Raw genomic sequence first — 18,291 nt, forward strand, 5'->3', positions numbered from 1 at the left:
GGTCTTCGTTCCTCCGGTCGCTGACGCTCCCGGCTCGCCAAATGCCTCACTTCGCCGGGGCGGGCTTCTCGAGTTCGGCCTTGATGGCCTTGGTCAGCTCGTCCGAGTTCGGGGCGACGGCCGACTTGAACCGGCCGGCGACCTTGCCGTCGCGGCCGATCAGGAACTTCTCGAAGTTCCAGCCGACCTCTTCGACCTTGCCGGCCTTGTTCGGGGTGGCGGCGACGAGGGTCTTGTACAGCGGGGTCTGGCCCTCGCCCTTGACGACGACCTTGGACAGCATCGGGAAGGTGACGTTGTACTTGGTGGAGCAGAACTTCTTGATGTCCTCGTCGGTGCCGGGCTCCTGCTTGCCGAACTCGTTGGCGGGCACGCCGACGACCACGAGGCCGTCCTTCTCGTGCTTGGCGTACAGGTCCTGCAGCCCCTCGTACTGCTTGGTGTACCCGCACTGGCTGGCGACGTTGACGAACAGGACGACCTTGCCCTTGAGCTTGGCGAGGTCGAACTCCTTGCCGTCAATGTCCTTGAGCTTGTACTCGAGCGGGCTCATCTTGGCGTCCTCGGCGGTGCCGGCGGCCGCACACCCGGTGAGGGCGGCGACAGCCACGGCGACGTGCCACGTCTTCATTGCGGACTCCGGTTGGTGGGTTCCAGGGCACCAGTTACTAGTAGCCGGCACCACCGTAGACGTACAACCCGCCGCGGGTATTTTCGCGAACCGGGGGCACCTACCGCTTCGCACGCGGGCAACATCAGTGCTTGCTTTTCGCACCCCGGCGGAACATCCTTCAGGACTGGCCCGCTGCTGCCGCCGCTCTCCCGGAGTCCGTGCCGATGCTCCCACGCGCACTCGCACTACCGCTGCTCCTCGCGCTCGCCGCAACCGCGTCCGCCCAGGGGTACTCGCCCGGTGAGGCGGTGAAGCGGATGAAGCTCCCGGAGGGCTTCTCGGCCCGGTGCGTCGCGCACGAGCCGATGGTCCGCCAGCCGGTCAGCATCAGCTTCGACACCCGCGGCCGCATGTGGGTGCTCCAGTACCTCCAGTACCCGAACTACGCCGGCCTCAAGGCGCTCAAGCAGGACCAGTACCTCCGCACCGTCTGGGACAAGACCCCCGAGCCGCCGCCCCGCGGCCCGAAGGGGGCCGACAAGATCACGATCCTCTTCGACCCCGACGAGCACGGCGTCTTCCGCAAGTCGAAGGACTTCCTCACCGGGCTGAACATCGCCAGCGGGTTCTGCCTCGTGCGCGGCGGCGTCTACGTTTCGCAGCCGCCGTACCTGATCTTCTATCCCGACAGAGACGAGGACGACGTGCCCGACGGCGACCCCGAGGTGCTGCTCTCCGGCTTCGGCATGGACGACACGCACTCGCTCGCCAACTCGCTCCAGATCGGGCCGGACGGCTGGCTCTACGGTGCAGCCGGCAGCACCAGCACGAGCAAGATCAAGAACCTCACGCACCCCCAAGACCCGGTCGTCGAGTTCCAGCAGGGCGTCTGGCGGTTCCACCCGAAGACCAAGAAGTTCGAGCTGTTCAGCGAGGGCGGCGGGAACCCCTACGGGCTCGACTTCGACAAGAACGGCCAGGCGATCGTCGGCACCAACTACGGCGGCGTCGCGTGCCTGCACCAGATGCAGGGGGCGTACTACGTCAAGGGGTTCAGCAAGCACGGCCCGCTGCACAACCCGCACACCTACGGCTACTTCGAGCACGTCCCGTACAAGGGGTTCAAGGGCGGGCACGTCACCTGCGGCGGCATCGTCTACCAGGGCGATGCCTACCCGAAGGAGTTCCGCGACCAGTACATCGCCGCGAACCTGCTCTCGAACGCGATCTACTGGCACAAGCTCGAACCGGTGAAGTCGTCGTTCACCGCGAGCCACGGCGGCGAGTTGATCGAGGCGAACGACCCGTGGTTCCGGCCGGTCGATCTGCTCCAGGGGCCGGACGGGTGCGTGTACGTCGTGGACTTCTACGACCGCCGCGCCGCCCACCTCGACCCGGTCGACAACTGGGACAAGACCAACGGCCGCATCTACCGCATCGAGTACAAGGGCGGCCCCGAGTACCCCAAGTTCGACCTGCGGAAGCTGGCGAGCAAGGACTTGCTGGAGTTCTTGAGCGAACCGAACGTCTGGTTCCGCCGCGAGGCCCGGCAACTCTTGGCCGAGCGGGCAGACCCGTCTGTGTTCCCGGTGCTGAAGCAGGCCGTCGCCGAGAAGACCGGGACAGAGGCGCTGGAGGCGCTCTGGACGCTCCACGCCGCGGGCGGTTGCGGCCGGGACTACGGACGGGAGTACCTGATCGGGCTGTGGTCGCATTCGGACGAGTACGTCCGCGCGTGGGCGGTGCGGCTGTTCGCCGATGCGCCTCAGATGGCCTGGCAATCACAAGTCGATCGGCTGGCGGAGTTGGCCGCTCGCGAGCGGAGCCAGGTCGTCCGCGCCCAGATCGCCTGCTCCGCCCGACGGCTGCGAGCGGACCGCCACGCCGGGGTCCAGGTGGTCCGCGGGCTGCTGCAGTCCGAAACGGGAGACGACCCGGCCATGCCGCTGCTCCTGTGGTGGGCGGTGGGACAGGGCTTCGACCCCGCAGCCGCGGCGGGGCTGGCCTGCGACGCCGTCAAGCACCCGGCGAAGGTGGCGGAGCCGCTCGCCGAGCGCATCGCCCGTCGGCTCATGTTCGATGGCTACACGGGCGACACTGCGGCCGCCGCGGACGTTTTGGACGTCTGGGCGAAGGCGGGGAAGCCGGGGCCGGTGCTCCAAGGGATCGCCACTGCGACGGCCGGCGATCGGGGGCGGTCCGTCCGGGCTGAGTTGTTCGGGGTGCTGCGGCACCTTCGGTCCACCAACCTGAACGACGAAACCCCCACCGCGATCCTCGTCCGTTTTGGCGACGCGGCGGCGGCCGCCGACCTGCGGGCCTGGGCCGCCGACCCGAAGCGGCCGTTCGCGGCACGGGTCCGGGCTGCCGAAACGTTGCGGCAAGTCCGCGACCCGCGAGCCCGGCCACTGGCGGAGGGTCTGTTGGCCGCTGCAACCGCGGACGTCGAACGCGCCGCGGCCCTCGCCACCCTGGAGGGCTTCGAGGAACCGGCCGTGGCCGAACTCGTACTGGCAGGGTACCCCGGCTCCTCCGCGGCGGTGAAGAAGCGGAGCGTGCAACTGCTGCTGTCGCGGCCGGCGTGGGCGGTCGCGCTGTTCAAGGCGCTCGACGCGGGTACGTTCCCCAGGGCCGATCTCACGGTCGATCAGGCGCGCACCGCCGTGTCGCTCGCCGATAAAGACCTCACGGCGCTCGTCGAGAAGCACTTCGGCAAGGTCGCCCCCGCGACCGCCGGCGAGAAGCAGGCCCGCATCAGTTGGCTCAACGCGCAGATCCCCCGCGAAAAGGGGGCCGACGCCGCACGCGGGAAGGCGCTGTTCGCGAAGCACTGCGCCGCGTGCCACGTCTTCCACGGCGAGGGCGGCAGGGTCGGCCCGGACCTCACCACCGCCGACCGCAAGAACCGCGGGTACATGCTCGCGCAGATCGTCGACCCGTCGGGCTACATCCGCCCCGAGTTCGTCGTGCAAACGGTGCTGACCACCGACGAGCGGAAGCTCTCGGGCGTCGCGAAAGAGGTCGGCGAAACCATCGAACTGTCGAACTTCGTGGACAATAAGGTCGTCACCACGGTCATCCCCAAGAAGGACGTTGCGGACGTCCGGCCGTCCGCGGTCTCGCTCATGCCCGAGAAGTTGCTCGACACGCTCGCCGACCCCGAGATCGCCGACCTGTTCGCGTACCTCGTGAGCGACGCGCCGAAAAACGTGGGGGCGGGCGACGCCAAGAAGCTGAAGGTCGCGCTCGTGTCCGGGTCGTTCGAGTACAAGTCGGACGAGTCGCTCGCCGGGCTCAAGAAGCAACTCGAAGCGAACTACCCGGTCGAGTGCGTGCTGATCGCGGCCAGGGCCGAGAAGGACACCGCCCTCGCCGGTATCGAGGGTCTGGCGAAGTGCGACGCCGCGATCTTCTTCACCCGGCGGCTCCAGATCGACGGCGAATCGTTGGACGCGGTGAAGTCGTTCGTCAAGTCCGGGAAGCCCGTCGTCGGCCTGCGCACCGCGAGCCACGGGTTCCAGAAGTGGCTGGAGATGGACAGGGACGTGTTCGGAGGCGATTATAAGAATCACTTCGGTCCGGGCGTTACCGCCGTGACCGCGATCGAGAAGCAGGCCGACCACCCCGTCCTCAAGGGGGTCGCGGCGTTCAAAACGAACGGCAGCCTGTACAAGAACCCCAACGTCGCGGCCGACGTCACCGTTCTGTTGCGGGGGAGCTCCGGCAAGGAGTCGGAGCCGGTCGCGTGGGTCCGCGAGAAGGACGGGCGCCGGGTGTTCTACACCTCCCTGGGGCACCCGGACGACTTCAAGGACGAGAACTTCACCCGGCTCGTCGTCAACGCACTGGCCTGGGCGACGAGGACCGAGTTGAAGGCGACGAAGTAACGCGGTTCGCGTTTACAACCAAGGGGCGGACCATGACTCGGTGGGTATGCGGCGGCCTGCTGGTTCTGTTCGCGGTGCCCCCGGTCGTGGCTCAGCCCGCGCCCGTACCGCCCCTGCCCCCGGGGGTGCCGGACCCCACGCCCCGCCCGCGCCGGCCGGTCGGCCCGGTCCCCGGCGGCTCCCCGACCGCCCCGCCGAAGTTCGACCGCCACGGCGACCCGCTCCCGACCGGGGCCGTCGCGCGGTGCGGCACCGTCCGCCTGCGGCACGGCCCCGAGCCCCTCGCCCTCGCGTTCGCGCAGGACGGGAAGACCCTCGGGAGCCTGTCGAACACGCCCGACGGCGTCCGCGCCTGGGACCCCGCGACCGGCAAGGAGGTGGGCCGGTTGAACTCGCCCGTGCGGTTCGCGGCGCTGGCCCGCGACGGGTCGGTCGTGTTCGTGGACGAGGACCGGTGCCGGCACTGGGTGCCGCTGACCAACGCGGTCCGCGACCTGCCCGAGAAGTCGCTCCCCGAGGGCGGGCAGTGCCTGGCGGTGAACCCCAACCTCCGGTCGTTCGCGGTCGGCACCCCGCAGAAGGTCGTTCTCGTCGACCTCCTGACCGGCAAGCACACCCACGAGCTGAAGTTCCCCGGCGACCAGCCCGTGACCCGCCTCGTGTACTCGTCCGACGGCCGGTGGCTCGCCGGGGCGGGCCAGAACAGCGCCGTGTTCCTGTGGGACCTGCGGACCTTCAAGCGGGTCCGCACGTACCAGACCGACCGCAACATGCCGGACTTCGCGTTCAGCACCGATGGCACCCGGTTGGCGGTCGCCGGTGAGCGGCTCCGCGTGTTCCCGACCGACTCCGAGGAGCCCGTCGACGGGTACAAGGCCCCCGAGGGCGAGTTCGTGTCCCCGCGGTTCAGCGGCGACGGGAAGTGGGTGTTCGCGGTCACCAACAGCGGCGACTTCGTAAGGGTCAACGCCGAGACCGGCGAGGCCGACGAGCCGCGCCCCGCCCCGGGCGACGGGGGCCTCCGCCCGCCGCTGGCCGTCGCGCCCGAGGGGGCGTTCGTCGCCGCCGTGGACCAGAGCGGCGGCATCCGCATCTGGAACCCGCGGACCGGGAAGGGGCCGGACGCCGAGCGGCTCCCGGTCCTGGTCCGGCCCGGGTTCTCGCCCGACGGCCGGACGGTGTGGGCGCTGGCGACCGAGGGCGGGCTCCACTCGTTCGACGCGGCCACCGGCAAGCCCGGCAAGCCCGTCAACCTCCCCCTGGCCGAGGACATCGGGGTGAACTGGGACCCGGCCGCCCGCCGGGCCACGTCCGTCCTCGGCGGGGACGACCTCGTCCTCCAGGTGATCGACGCCGACACCCTCAAGACGCTCGGCAAGCTCTCGGTCCCGCAGAACGCGGGGCTCCCGGTGCCGGCGTTCTGCCCGACCGACCCGAACCGCGTCGCCCTGTTCCTCCAGGGGTCCGTCCTCGTGTGCAACGTGGCGACCGGCAAGACGCTCCACGCGGTCCACCTCGGCCGACCGGACGACTCGCCCCCGTCGAACGGGGCCATCTCGCCCGACGGCCGGCTGGTCGCCGTCGCCTCGGGCGGGAGCCTGACCGTGTGGGAACTGGCGACCGCCAAGAAGCGGTTCGACTTCGGCGCGCTCGCCAACGGGGCCGTCGGGGCCGCGTTCTCGGCCGACGGCCGCAAGCTCGTCGGGTGGGACCCGACCGGCAACGTGGTCGTGTTCGACCTGCGGTTCGGCACCGTCGCCCGCCGCATCACCGTCGACGGGCCGGGGGGCGAGGGCGTCTCGGTCGCGTTCTCCCCGGACGGCAAGCGGCTCGCCGTCGGCGGGCACGACGGCCGCGTCGCGGTGTGGGACGTGGGAACCGGCGACCCGGTGGTCACGTTCGACCGGCACGACGGGTCCGTGACGGGGCTGGCGTGGGGCCCGGACGGCACCCGGGTCGCGTCGGCCGCGACCGACGGCACGGTGCTCGTGTGGGCCGTCCCCGAGAAGGGCGGCGCGCCGCCCGAGGCGGTGGTCGCCGGGTTCGACGAGGCGTTCAAGCTCCTCGGCTCGCCCGACGCGGCCGCCGCGCAGCGGGGCATGGAACTGCTGTACCGCAACCCGGTCGAGGCCGCGAAGCAGTGCAGGGACCGCGTCCCGGTGCCGGCGGCCGCGGCCCCCGGTCGGATCGCCAAGTTGATCGCGGACCTCGACGACGAGGAGTTCCAGGTCCGCGCCGCCGCGGCCAGGGACCTGGAGGCGATCGGCGGCGAGGCGGTCGCGGCGCTGAAGAAGGTCGCCGCGGCGTCGGGCAGCGCCGAGGTGCGGAAGCTGGCCGGCGAGGTGGCCACGCGGATCGAGGCCGGCGCGCCGCGGGCCGACGACGTCCGCTCGGTGCGGGCCATCGAGGTGCTCGAAGGGATCGGCACGCCCGAGGCGCGGGCGGTGCTGGCCGCCTGGGCCGCCGGCCCGCCCGGCCGCCGCCTGACCACCGAGGCCGCCGCCGCCCTGGGCCGCCTCAAGGCGAGCGGGAAGTGAACGCGAACCCGGTCCCCGACTGGAGCGCACCCGTGCGGACGCTGTGCTAGGATCGGAACTTGCGACGGAGGGGAACGCGCCAGGAACCGTGGCGAGCCGGGAGCGTCAGCGACCGGAGTTCTTGGGGAGCTCGCACCTCCGGTCGCTGACGCTCCCGGATCGCCGTGCGCCTGGGCTTCTCGACCACTGGTTGGTCCGGGCGAGCCCGGCCGCAACTCCAGGACGGGCGGACAAGAGTAGTAGGCACACTCCGTGTGCCGTCACAGAACCAAGAACGGCACACGGAGTGTGCCTACTACTTCAGGACACCGGGGTTCCGTACGCGAGTCTTCAAAAACTGGCGCTCAGGGTTCGCCCAACCACCGAATCAGTAGGGGCACTCGAACCGCGCCCGCCGGCGAATGATTCCGGTTTGTTACAATTCGCTGTCCGTGCGACTCGTCTGACGCGATTTGGCGACAAGCCATTGTTGGGAATCAGTTTGCGGCGTAGTCTGATTCGATCTGATATCAATTTGTCCGCAAGAATTGCGTTGATTTGGCGAAGTTGGAGTTCATCGCGGACGGGTGGCGCGACGAGTCCGATGAAATGAGAACCGGAGGCCGACCGTGCGGACCTGTGCCCGATTGATCGCGGTTGTTGCCCTGCTCGCCCCGGCGTCGCATGCGCGGGCGGCCGGGCCGCCGGCCGACCTCGCCGACCTGTTCCCGGCCGGGACGCTGGCCTACGCCGAGCTGTCCGACCTCGCGGAACTCGCCCCCGAGGTCGCCGCGGTGTTCAAGGGGACCGCGCTGGAGGACAGCATCCCGTTCGTCCACGCCAAGAAGGACGCCGCGAAGAACCTCATCGAGTTGCACGGGAAGCGGTCGCTCGCGGCCCTGGGCCTGTTCGCGTCGCCCGAGATGCTCGGCGAGGCGAAGAAGCTCCGCGTCGCCGCCGGCCTCGTCGGGTTCACCGACCAGGGCGACCCCGAGGTCGCCGTCGTGGTGCTGACCCACGACAGCCCGGCCGCCGGCCTCGCCGCCCGCGCCCTCGTGACGATGACGCCGTCGCTCCGGAGGGTCGGGGACGTGTCGAAGGTGCCGGTGTTCCAGTACCGCGCCCCGAACGTCAACTACGACAACAACGGGGTGCCGACGATCAACCAGGAGAAGGCGCTGTCCGACGGGCCGCACGAGCCGACGTTCGCGTACACCCCCGGGCTGTTCGTCGCCGGGTCGAGCAAGGCGGCCGTCGGGCACGCGGTGAAGCGGTTCCTGGGCGACGACGCGGCCGCCGGCCTCGGGAGCGCCGCGGCGTTCAAGGTCGCCGCGGCCGCGCACCGCAGGGCCGGGCTGTTCTACTACGTCGCCTTCCCCGACTTCTGCGCGAGGCTCGACGCGGCCAACAAGGCCCGCGGCACGGCCCGCGGCGTCGAGGAACTCGTGGGCGGCGCGGCCGGCGACTTCGACCTGCTCGCGTGGTTCAAGATGACCGCCAACGCCAGGGCCGTGAAGTCGCTGGCCGGGTGCGTCCGGTTCCGCGACGGCGGCCTCTCGGCGACGGTGTCGGCGGCGTTCGATCCGGCCCACAAGAGCCCGCTGCTCGACCTCCTCTCCGGACCCGGCGCGAGGGTCGAACTGCTGCACCACGCGGCACGGCCGGCGGCGTTCGCCCTGGGCGTCACGCTCCCCGAGAAGAACCGGGCCGCGGCGCTGCTCGGGTTCCTCGACGGCGTCGCGAAGGCCAACGGCGAACTCGGCCGGCTCCCGAGCGAGGCGGCCCGCGAGATGGAGCAGAAGTACAAGGTGCCGGTGGTCGAGGGGCTGCTCGGAAAGACCCGGGCGGTCACGGTGTTCCTGCCAACGAAGCAGGAGTTGCCGAAGGACGCGAAGGCGATGCCGATGCTGGTGCTGCACGCCGAGGACGCCGCCGCCGCGACCGCCATTGAGGAGTTCTTCCCGAAGCTCATCGGCGACCTGTCCGGCGCGGCGGCCCCGCCGCAGGCGGCGACCGAGACGATCGTTGGCGTGAAGGTGCTCTCACTCCCGGGGACCGGGCTGGCGTGGAACGCCCCCGTCCACTACGCCCGGAACGGGGCCGCGGTGGTGGTGGGGCTGGACCGCAAGCTCGTGGCGCAGGCGGCGCTGGCCGACGCCCCCGCGTCGGCGGCCGGTGGGGTCGCGAACTCGCCCCCCGCGGACGCGGTGGCGTTCGGCGTCGTGTCGCTCGGCGACCTGCTGGTGCGGTCGGCCGAGAAGCCGCGGCCCAACGGGCCGGTGGTGCCGAAGGAGGAGGAGCCGATCGTCCTCCCGAACGGGAACCCGCTGCCGGAGAACTTTTTGGAGGACGTCAAGAAGTCGCGGAAGGCACTCGCGGACGCACTGGCGGCGCTGCCCCCGGCCACTGTGACGGTCCGTCGGGTCGGGAGCGAACTGCGGATCGAGGTGTTCCAGCCGAAGGTGCAGAACGGCGTGCTCAAGGCGGTGATCGACGCGGCCGCGAACTGGGCCGACAAGGCCGGCGGCCTGTCGGGCGCGAACCGCAACGGGGGCAACTTCGACCGCGAGATCTTCGGCCGGTGAGCCGGACGCCGGCGGTCCCGAAGACTTTCGCGGGCGCCGTTGCTGCCGCAGCGGCGGCCGTATACACTAGCCAAGCTCACAGGAATCCGTCCGATGCCGCGCACCGCGATTCTCGCCGAGAACCTTCGACTTCTCCGGACCTTCCGGGGCAGGTTCTCTTCGCGCGTCGGATGACCCGAACCACGAAGTACCCGCGGCCCCGGAACCATCGAGAGTTCCGGGGCCGCTCGCGTTTCAGGAACTCTCCCGCACCCACACGACCGGAGTTCTCGTAATGCCCCCGCCGACCGACCCGAACCGGGTCATCATCTTCGACACCACCCTGCGGGACGGCGAGCAGAGCCCGGGGTGCAGCATGAACCTCGGCGAGAAGCTCGAGATGGCCCACGCGCTCACCGCGCTGGGGGTGGACGTCATCGAGGCCGGGTTCCCGATCGCGTCGCCCGGCGACTTCGAGTCGGTCCAGGCCATCGCCCGGCAGATCCACGGCCCGGTCATCTGCGGCCTGGCCCGGTGCAACCCGGCCGACATCGACCGGGCCGCCGACGCCGTGAAGGACGCGGCCCGGCCGCGCATCCACGTGTTCCTCGCCACCAGCGCCATCCACCGCGAGTTCAAGCTCCGCATGACGCCGGCCGAGGTCGCGGCCAAGGCCGTCGAGGGGGTCAAGCGCGCCCGCGACCGGGTCGAGGACGTCGAGTTCTCCCCCGAGGACGCGGCCCGCACCGAACTCGACTTCCTGACCGAGGTGGTCGAGAAGGCCATCGAAGCGGGGGCGACCACGCTGAACATCCCGGACACGGTCGGGTACGCGGTGCCGAGCCACTACGCCTCGATCATCCGGCACCTCAAGAAGCACGTCCGCGGCATCGAAAAGTGCGTCCTGTCGGTCCACTGCCACGACGACCTGGGCATGGCGGTCGCCAACAGCCTCGCGGCGCTGGGCGAGGGCGCGCGGCAGGTCGAGTGCACGGTCAACGGGATCGGCGAGCGGGCCGGGAACACCTCGCTCGAAGAGGTGGTGATGGCGCTGCACACCCGCCGCGACTTCTACAAGCTGACGACCGGCATCAACACCCGGCACCTGTACCCGGTGAGCCGCAAGCTGTCGCACATCACCGGCATGGCGGTGCAGCGGAACAAGGCCATCGTCGGGCAGAACGCCTTCGCGCACGAGGCCGGCATCCACCAGGACGGGATGCTCAAGGAGCGGAGCACCTACGAGATCATGAAGCCCGAGGACGTGGGCCTCCTGCGGACCGAACTGGTGCTGGGCAAGCACAGCGGCCGGCACGCGCTCAAGCAGCGGGTCACCGACCTGGGGTACCACCTCACCGACGAGCAACTCAACCGCGTGTTCGACGAGTTCAAGAAGCTCGCCGACCTCAAGAAGGAGATCTACGACGCGGACATCGAGGCGCTGGCCGAGAACCAGCTCCAGGCCGGCACCCGGAACGTCTGGACCCTCGCCGGGTTCACCAGCACGGCCGGGACCGGGTCGCAGACCTCGGCGGCGGTGTCGCTCCGGCACCAGGACGGCACCGTGCGGCGCGACGCGGCCGTCGGCAACGGCCCGATCGACGCGCTGTTCAAGGCCGTCGACCGCGTCACCGGCGTCCCCGTCAAGGTGATCGACTACCGGGTCCGGTCGGTGACGCAGGACATGGACGCGATGGGCGAGGCGCAGGTCGAGATCGACCACGAGGGGAAGCGGTCGAAGGGCCGGGCCGTGAGCGTGGACGTGATCGAGGCCAGCGCGCTGGCGTACCTCGAGGTCATCAACCGGGTCGTGTCGCGCAAGTCGCGGGACCGCCTCAAGCCGACCGACCACGTCCCCACCGAGGTCGTGCCGGGGCCGTGACGGGCGCGGGCCCGCCGGTGCCCTCGGGCGCACCGGCGGCCCGCGCCGCGCGGCGGCCTGGGCGGTCAACCGCTACCGAACGGGTGCGGGGGGAGTACACTACTCTCGTCCCCTCGCCACACGGCAACCGCACCCATGACGACCCCTCCCGTCCGCCTCACCAAGTACTCCAAGCGGGCCGGGTGCGCGGCGAAGCACCCGCCCGGGTTCCTCCTCCCGCTCCTCGGTATGCTCCCGCAGATCACCGACCCGAACGTCCTCGTCGGCAGCGCGACGGCCGACGACGCCGCGGTGTACCGGCTCTCCGACGACCTGGCCCTGGTGCTCACCACCGACTTCTTCACGCCGATCGTGGACGACCCCCGCGACTTCGGGCGGGTCGCGGCGGCCAACGCGCTGTCCGACGTGTACGCGATGGGCGGCCGGCCGCTGACCGCGGTGAGCATCGTCGGGTTCCCGGACTCGCTCCCGGCCGCGGTCCTCGGTGAGGTGCTCGCGGGCGCGGCGGAAGTGGCCGCCGGGGCCGGGTGCGCGATCACCGGCGGGCACACAATCAAGAGCGAGGAGCCGATCTTCGGGCTCGCGGTCGTCGGCACGGTCCACCCGAAGCGGGTGCTGACGAACGCGGGCGCGCGGCCCGGCGACGTGCTGCTGCTGACGAAGCCGCTGGGGATCGGGCTCATCACCACCGCGGCGAAGAACGACCTCGACGCCCGCGGCGCGATCGGCGAGGCGGTCCGCGTCATGGTCGCGCTCAACCGCGGGGCCGCGGAGGCGCTGGCGCGGTTCGACGTCCACGCGCTGACCGACGTGACCGGGTTCGGGCTGCTCGGGCACCTGCGGAACGTGACCGCGGCCAGCGGCGTGACCGCCGAAGTGTGGGCCGACGCGGTCCCGGTGATCGAGGCGGCCCGGGACTACGCGGCCGCGTCGATCGTCCCCGGCGGCACCCGCGCGAACCTGTGGTTCCTCCACGACTGGGTGGACTGGGACGCGGACGTCACGCCCGAGCAGCAGCTCCTGCTGTGCGACGCGCAGACGTCGGGCGGGCTGCTCGCCGCCGTCCCGGCCGCGCAGGTGCGCGACGCGGTCGCGGCGCTGACCGCGGCCGGAACGCTGGTCGCCGCGGTCGTGGGCCGCATCACGGACCCGGGCACCGGCCGCATCCGCGTCGTCCCGGGCACCGGCCCCGTCACGGCTTGAGGCCGAGCAGTTTCTTCGCGCGCTCGTCGACCGCGTCCCAGATCGCGGCGTGCAACTCGGCCGGCACCCCGGCCCGCCACGCCTCGTCGTCCCCCTGGCGGAAGTTGCTGCTGACGCGGCCCCCCTCGGCCCGCACCTGGAGGACGTCGTTCAGCGCCGCGACGAACCGGCCGCCGCCCCGCGACTGGAGGATGCGGCCCATCACCGGCCCGGGGCTCTCGGTCAGGTCGCGGAAGTACACGAACCGCACCGGGAACCCGTCGTCCCGGGCCGTCACCCACGTCGCGACCCAGTCGCCGAACTGCTTCACGCCGTGCAGCACCCGCGCCGGGTCCATGCGGGCCGCGGCGGCGACCCCGTCGTACTCCGACTGCATCCGCTCGTAGCTCCAGAACGCGGCCCGCGGGTCGCGGACGAGCACCCAGATCTCGTTGAGCCCGCCGGCCTTCAGTGCCGCGAGGTTGGCCGCGCTCGCCGCGAAGTGGTCGTGCGTGACCGCCCCGCCCTCAAGAACCGCGGCGACCCACTTGCCGTGGACCGTGCCCAGCGGCGGCGGCCCGATCGTTACCCGAAGGACCGGGGCCCGCAGCGCCTCGGCGAGCGTGTACGACAGGAACTCGCTGGCCGACTTCGGGAGCGACGCGATCACGATGCCCGGCGCCCCGGCGGCGCGGGCGCGGAGTTGCTCGCGGCGGACGCCGGCGGCGGTGAGCAGGTACCGGTCGTAGTGCTGGGCGTCGTGGTCGCCGGGCGGCGGGAACTCGTCGGCCGCGAGCAGGCCCGCGACCTGGTCCCCGTCGAGCGCCGCGAGCAGCGTGGCGAGCAGGTAGCGGGCCTCGCGGGCGACCCCCTCGGGCTCGCGGGCGTGCCGCACGGCCGGCGGCGCGGCGGCCAGCAGCGCGTTCGCGGCCCGCACGTGCTGGCCGCCGGCGAGGAGGTGCTCGACCCGGGCGAGATCGGCCCGCGGCGGCGGGGGCGCGTCGGGGTCCGCCGGCTCGGGCCGCGCCCCCCACCACCGGTCCACCGGGACCGCGGCCGCGTGGCGGTACGCGAACCCCTTGGCGTCGAGCCGGTGCGGGTCGGCGAACAGGCCCAGCACCCACCGGCAGATGCCCAGCGCGTGGACCACGTCGGGCTGCTGCTCGCACCGCTTCGCGATGCCGTCGAACGCCGCGAGCACCGCGGGCCAGGCGTGGACCTCGTTCCCGCGGACGGCGATGGCGTAGTGGTTCCGGGCGAGCGCGAGGTTGAACTCGGGGATCTCGGCCCCGTCGAGCGCCCCCTCGCACAGCGCGATGGCCTCGCGGTGCCTCCCTTCGGCCTCCAGGGCGTTGACGCGGCCCAGCAACTCGACCTGCTCGTCGTACGTCATGGGCCTCGTTCCCGAGCGTGGACCGGCGGACCTGTTGGAGGAAGAGTACGGGTTCCGGGCGGATGTGCCGGTGCAAAGTTGGTGCGGCTCTATCGCGCCGCGGAGGTACTGGAGGACATCAGCACGAAGGAGGCCCGCGACCTGGCCCGCGACGCGGTGGGGACCTGCCCGGGAGCCGAAGCAGTGAGGGCGACCCGCGCGAAGCTCGGAAAGAAGTGACAGCGGGCGGTTCTGAATCGTTCGCTTCACGCGGGCCGCCACAGAGGGCGGCCCCGACAAACCAAACGCAAACTGCCCGGTAGGGGCCGCCCTCTGTGGCGGCCCGCCAATCACCTCGCGCGGATCGTGGCAGCACGCGCCCGGTCACCGCCGGCGCAGCGCTTCGGCCTTCGCCACCTGCCGGGCGATCTCGGCGTGCAGGTCGGCCAGCATCGCGTCGCGGCCGAGTTCCTTGTACCGCGACGGCGGGATCGGCTCGCCCACGGACACCCCGATGGTGCTGTCGCCCGGCGGCACGATCAGCGGCGACGGCCGCGGGACCCACGAGTGGCGGTTCCACGCCGCGAACGCCCCCGCGATCCCCACCGGGATCACCGGGCAGTTCAGCCGCTGAACGAGCAGCGAGATCCCGGGCTTGAGCGGCTGGAGGTCGCCCGAGAACGTGCGCTCGCCCTCGGGGAACACGAGCACGGCGCGGCCGTGCGAGAGCCGGTCGAGCACGGCCCGGATCCCGTCCTTCGCCATGCCCCGGTCGATCGGGACCGAGCCGAGGCTCTTGATGAGCGGCCCGAGGAGCGGCACGTCGAACAGCGACTTGCGGGCGAGGAACGTGAGGTACCGCGGGCACGACAGGCCCACGAGCATCGGGTCGAACATCGACTGGTGGTTCGAGACGACGAGCGCCGGGCCGCGCTTCGGGACGTTCCACCGACCGGTCCCCCGGTAGCTGAACCCGAACGTGAACCCGCCCCACGACGCCCAGTACGCGGCGTCGTACCACATGCGGCCGATCAGGCCCGGTCGGTCGTGCATCGGCGGACCACCCCCTCCATCTCGTCCAGGACCGCCTCGACCGTCCGGTGCGAGGTGTCGATCAGGTGCGCGTCGGGCGGCTGCCGCAGCGGGCCGTCGGCCCGGCCGCTGTCGCGGCGGTCCCGCTCGGTCAGTTCGGCCAGCTCGCGCTCGACCGTCGTCGCGACGCCGCGCCGCGCGAGTTCGAGGTGCCGCCGCTCGGCGCGGACCCGGGCGGCGGCGGTGACGTAGAACTTGACGGCCGCGTCCGGGAACACCACGGTCCCCTGGTCGCGGCCCTCGCTCACCATGTCCCGGCCGGTCCCGATCCGCCGCTGCTGCGGGACCAGGAACGCGCGAACGGCCGGCACGGCCGCGACCTTGCTCGCCCCCTGCGACACCTCGGGGGCGCGGATCGCCTCGGTCACGTCGCCGCCGTTGAGCAGCACGCGGTCCGGCGGCATCTCGATGTGGACGTCGGGGAGGAGCCGCTCGACGGCCGCGGCGTCGGAACAATCGGCCCCGGCCCGCAGCGCGGCGAGTGCGACGGCCCGGTACATCGCGCCGGTGTCGAGGTACGCGAACCCGAGCCGGTCGGCGATCCCCCGGGCCACCGTTCCCTTTCCCGATGCCGCCGGCCCGTCGATGGTCACGATCATCGGAGTTTCGAGTTTCGAGTTTAAAGTTCACGGCCCGCTTCGCGCGACCGACCCGCCACACGCCCGACACGAAACGTTGAACTCGAAACTCGAGACCGAGGTGCTACTTCCGGTTGGTGACCGACAGCTCGACCTTGGTCTTCTTCAGCGCCTCGCGCATCACGATCTGCGTACCGGTCTTCTCGGGGACGTCGACGGTGAACGACTCGGCCTTGCCCTTCTTCTGGGCGATGGCCTTCTTCGCGTCGGCCTTCTCCAGGCCGTCCTCGCCCGCGGGGACGTCGCTGTCCTTGAACACGAGCACGTTCACGTCGTTGTCGGCCTTGAACTCGACGGTGAACTTCTGCGGCTTCGGCTGCGGGTCGAGGATCATCGCCTTCCCCTCCTGCGGCCCGATATCGTACGAGTTCTTGACTTCGAGCCGGGCGTTCCGCTCGCACCCGGCGGCGAACGCGAACCCGGCGACCAGCGCGACTGCGGACACGACGCGGGAGGACATGAAGGCGCTCCTGAACGGGGGAGGTGAGGGGCGGCCGCCGTGGTGGCGCCGCCCTGGGAGACCGACGTCATTCGATCTTCTTGAACAGCGATTCGAGCATCTTGCCGGCGGCCTCGAGCGACTGGACCGGCACGAACCCGGTCACGGTCGCGGTCTCGCCCTTGAGGGTGACCGCGAGGCCCAGGTACGCGGGCGGCCCGCCGGCCCTCTTGACGACGCCCAGTTGCGGGAACCCGGGGATCGCGTCGGCCGCGGTCCGGAGCGAGTTCACGAGCCCGTTGACGGCGGCCTCCACCTCGGCGATGACCACCAGGTTCGCCTCGGCGGGGAGCTGCTCCCGGACCCGCTTGAACCCGGCGCTGGCCCCGACCGTGTCCTTCGCCGCGAGGTACTGGTCGAGGAGCTTCTTGGCCGCGTCCCAGTCCTTGGCCATGACGCGGGCGACGACCTTGCCGTCGGTCCCGACCCACATGGCGGCCTTCACTGGCACCGCCCGCTTGAACGCCTCCAGGGTCGCCTCCCGGACCATCTCCGGCAGCGCCGCGACGCTGGCCTCGAAGTCGAACGTGACGTTCACCGACGCGAACGTGAAGTCCTTGTACTTCTCGGCGTCGTCGCCGACCCGCGGGGCGGCCTTCACGACGACCCCGTTGACCCGGCCGCCGGCCCCGACCGCCTTGTACGCCTTGGTCAGCCCCGTCGCGGCCTTCTTCGCGTCCGCGTACGCGGTCACGCTGAGCGCCGCGCCGGGCGGGGCCGACGCGCTGTACTCGACCCCCGGCCCGGCGTCGGCCACGGCCTTCAGGTGCGCCTCCAGCAGTTCGGCCCCGCGGGCGTCGTCCTCGGTCGTGGCGAACTCCTGGCCCATGTCGCGGACGAGGTCGCCGATCGTCTTACCGAACCGGACCGCGGTGTACGTGCCCAGGCCGGCCGGGAGCTTGCCGACGTCGGCCATCGCCTCGGGCCTCTCGGCCGCGAGCAGCTTCGCACTGGGCGAGTTCTCGGTGAACCGGACCTGGAGCTTCGCGTACACGCCCTCGGGCCGGAACTCGGCGGCGGCCACCAGCCCGCGGCTGTCCTCGACGCCCTGGATCAGCCCCTTGAGGAGCACCTTGATCGCCTCGGTCTGCTTCTTGCTCATCGCCCCGAACGCGCCCTGCTGGGCGGCCTGCTGGAGCGCGAAGTCGACGAGCCCCTTGAACCCGCGGATCTGGTCGCCGAACTGGTCGTTGATCGCGTCGAGGTTCACGTACAGCGCGACGTCCCCCTTGAGAAACGTCTCGGCGAGGTCGGTGCCCATCTGATCGGCCGTGGCGGGGGCGAACTTGGCGGCGTAGGCGTCGGCCGTGGCCCGGTCGAGGGTGACCGCGGTGTACTCCTTCAGGTCGACGAGGTGGACCGGCTTCTCGTCGCCGAACGCCTCGGTCTTGACGGTGTCCACGCCGTCGCGGCCGCTCTCCAGGGTCTTCGCCTCGTCCTTGGTGAGGAACGTCTTGAGGAACTCCTTGTGCGACGTGACCGGCACGAGCACGGCGACCGCGGGCGTGTCCTGGAGGAGCGACGCGAGGTCGTTCAGGACGAGGAACCCGCGGGCGTCCTTGCGGACGGCGGTGAGCGCGCGGCCCTCGAACAGCTTGTCGAGGCTCTTGTCGAGTTCCTTGGCGACCCCCGCACCCTCCTTGGGGAGGGCGGCCGTGACGAGCTTCTTGAGCCGCTCGCGGGCCGTGTCGTACCCGTTCACGGAGACGGCGATGGGGGCCTTCGCGGGGAACGGGAACGTCACCCCCTTGCCGTCGGCGGGCACCGGCGCGGCCGCGAAAACGGGGGCCGCCAGGGTCAGTGCGAGTGCCACGAGCGCGTGCCGAACCATGGCGGTACCTCCGGGTGTGCGTTGGTGTTCATCGTGAGACGTTCGGCCGCGAGAGTCAATGCCCGGCCGGGGGCGGGACGGGATTTTGAGTACCCCGCGGACCCGGGGTTGGCACCCCGCGGACCCGGGGTTGGCACCCTGGGCTACGCACGGTCGTCCCTCCGGGACTCAAGGCATTGAGCCCCCGAAGGGGGCGGCAGTTCGTAGCCCAGGGT

At 71.3% G+C, this 18,291-nt stretch carries 12 protein-coding genes; 6 read left to right on the forward strand and 6 right to left on the reverse strand.

Annotation, left to right across the window (positions count from 1 at the left end):
• Positions 1 to 46: 46 nt before the first annotated feature.
• A complete protein-coding gene (locus ACTIGN_RS07465) occupies positions 47 to 631 on the reverse strand; it encodes a glutathione peroxidase (protein WP_439622372.1) in 585 nt (194 codons plus the stop codon).
• A 206-nt stretch (positions 632 to 837) separates the two neighbouring features.
• Here ACTIGN_RS07465 and ACTIGN_RS07470 point away from each other — a divergent pair, with 206 nt between their 5' ends.
• The 5 genes from ACTIGN_RS07470 to selD all read left to right on the forward strand — a co-directional run bounded on the left by ACTIGN_RS07470 (position 838) and on the right by selD (position 12,665).
• Positions 838 to 4,500 carry a PVC-type heme-binding CxxCH protein gene (locus tag ACTIGN_RS07470; RefSeq protein ID WP_439622374.1) on the forward strand — a complete coding sequence of 1,221 codons (3,663 nt, stop codon included), beginning with the start codon at positions 838 to 840 and terminating at the stop codon, positions 4,498 to 4,500.
• Positions 4,501 to 4,532: 32 nt separating this feature from the next.
• Entirely contained in the window at positions 4,533 to 7,037 is a 2,505-nt protein-coding gene (locus ACTIGN_RS07475) for a WD40 repeat domain-containing protein (RefSeq protein ID WP_439622376.1), read from the forward strand.
• A gap of 608 nt (positions 7,038 to 7,645) precedes the next feature.
• Entirely contained in the window at positions 7,646 to 9,601 is a 1,956-nt protein-coding gene (locus ACTIGN_RS07480; protein WP_439622378.1) for a hypothetical protein, read from the forward strand.
• A 274-nt stretch (positions 9,602 to 9,875) separates the two neighbouring features.
• Entirely contained in the window at positions 9,876 to 11,462 is a 1,587-nt protein-coding gene (locus ACTIGN_RS07485) for a 2-isopropylmalate synthase (protein ID WP_439622380.1), read from the forward strand.
• A gap of 135 nt (positions 11,463 to 11,597) precedes the next feature.
• On the forward strand, positions 11,598 to 12,665 hold the full coding sequence (selD, locus tag ACTIGN_RS07490; protein ID WP_439622382.1) for a selenide, water dikinase SelD: 1,068 nt from the start codon (positions 11,598 to 11,600) through the stop codon (positions 12,663 to 12,665).
• Here selD and ACTIGN_RS07495 read toward each other — a convergent pair.
• Positions 12,655 to 14,037, reverse strand: a complete 1,383-nt coding sequence (locus tag ACTIGN_RS07495; protein WP_439622384.1) for a hypothetical protein — start codon at positions 14,035 to 14,037, stop codon at positions 12,655 to 12,657. The two genes, selD and ACTIGN_RS07495, sit on opposite strands and share 11 nt — an antisense overlap.
• Before the next feature lie 81 nt (positions 14,038 to 14,118).
• Here ACTIGN_RS07495 and ACTIGN_RS07500 point away from each other — a divergent pair, with 81 nt between their 5' ends.
• Positions 14,119 to 14,256, forward strand: coding sequence for a hypothetical protein (locus ACTIGN_RS07500; protein WP_439622386.1), 138 nt, complete (start codon positions 14,119 to 14,121; stop codon positions 14,254 to 14,256).
• Between the two features lie 144 nt (positions 14,257 to 14,400).
• Here the strand turns inward: ACTIGN_RS07500 and ACTIGN_RS07505 are convergent, their stop codons facing one another.
• The 4 genes from ACTIGN_RS07505 to ACTIGN_RS07520 all read right to left on the reverse strand — a co-directional run bounded on the left by ACTIGN_RS07505 (position 14,401) and on the right by ACTIGN_RS07520 (position 18,076).
• On the reverse strand, positions 14,401 to 15,069 hold the full coding sequence (locus ACTIGN_RS07505; RefSeq protein ID WP_439622388.1) for a lysophospholipid acyltransferase family protein: 669 nt from the start codon (positions 15,067 to 15,069) through the stop codon (positions 14,401 to 14,403).
• Complete coding sequence (cmk, locus tag ACTIGN_RS07510) at positions 15,048 to 15,707, reverse strand: (d)CMP kinase (protein WP_439622390.1); 660 nt, start codon at positions 15,705 to 15,707, stop codon at positions 15,048 to 15,050. Before cmk ends, ACTIGN_RS07505 begins: the two co-directional genes overlap by 22 nt.
• 103 nt (positions 15,708 to 15,810) lie before the next feature.
• A complete protein-coding gene (locus ACTIGN_RS07515) occupies positions 15,811 to 16,206 on the reverse strand; it encodes a hypothetical protein (RefSeq protein ID WP_439622392.1) in 396 nt (131 codons plus the stop codon).
• 67 nt (positions 16,207 to 16,273) lie between these two features.
• Positions 16,274 to 18,076 carry a hypothetical protein gene (locus tag ACTIGN_RS07520; protein WP_439622394.1) on the reverse strand — a complete coding sequence of 601 codons (1,803 nt, stop codon included), beginning with the start codon at positions 18,074 to 18,076 and terminating at the stop codon, positions 16,274 to 16,276.
• Positions 18,077 to 18,291 lie beyond the last annotated feature (215 nt).

The sequence above is a fragment of the Gemmata sp. genome (genome assembly GCF_051859125.1).
GTDB lineage: Bacteria > Planctomycetota > Planctomycetia > Gemmatales > Gemmataceae > Gemmata.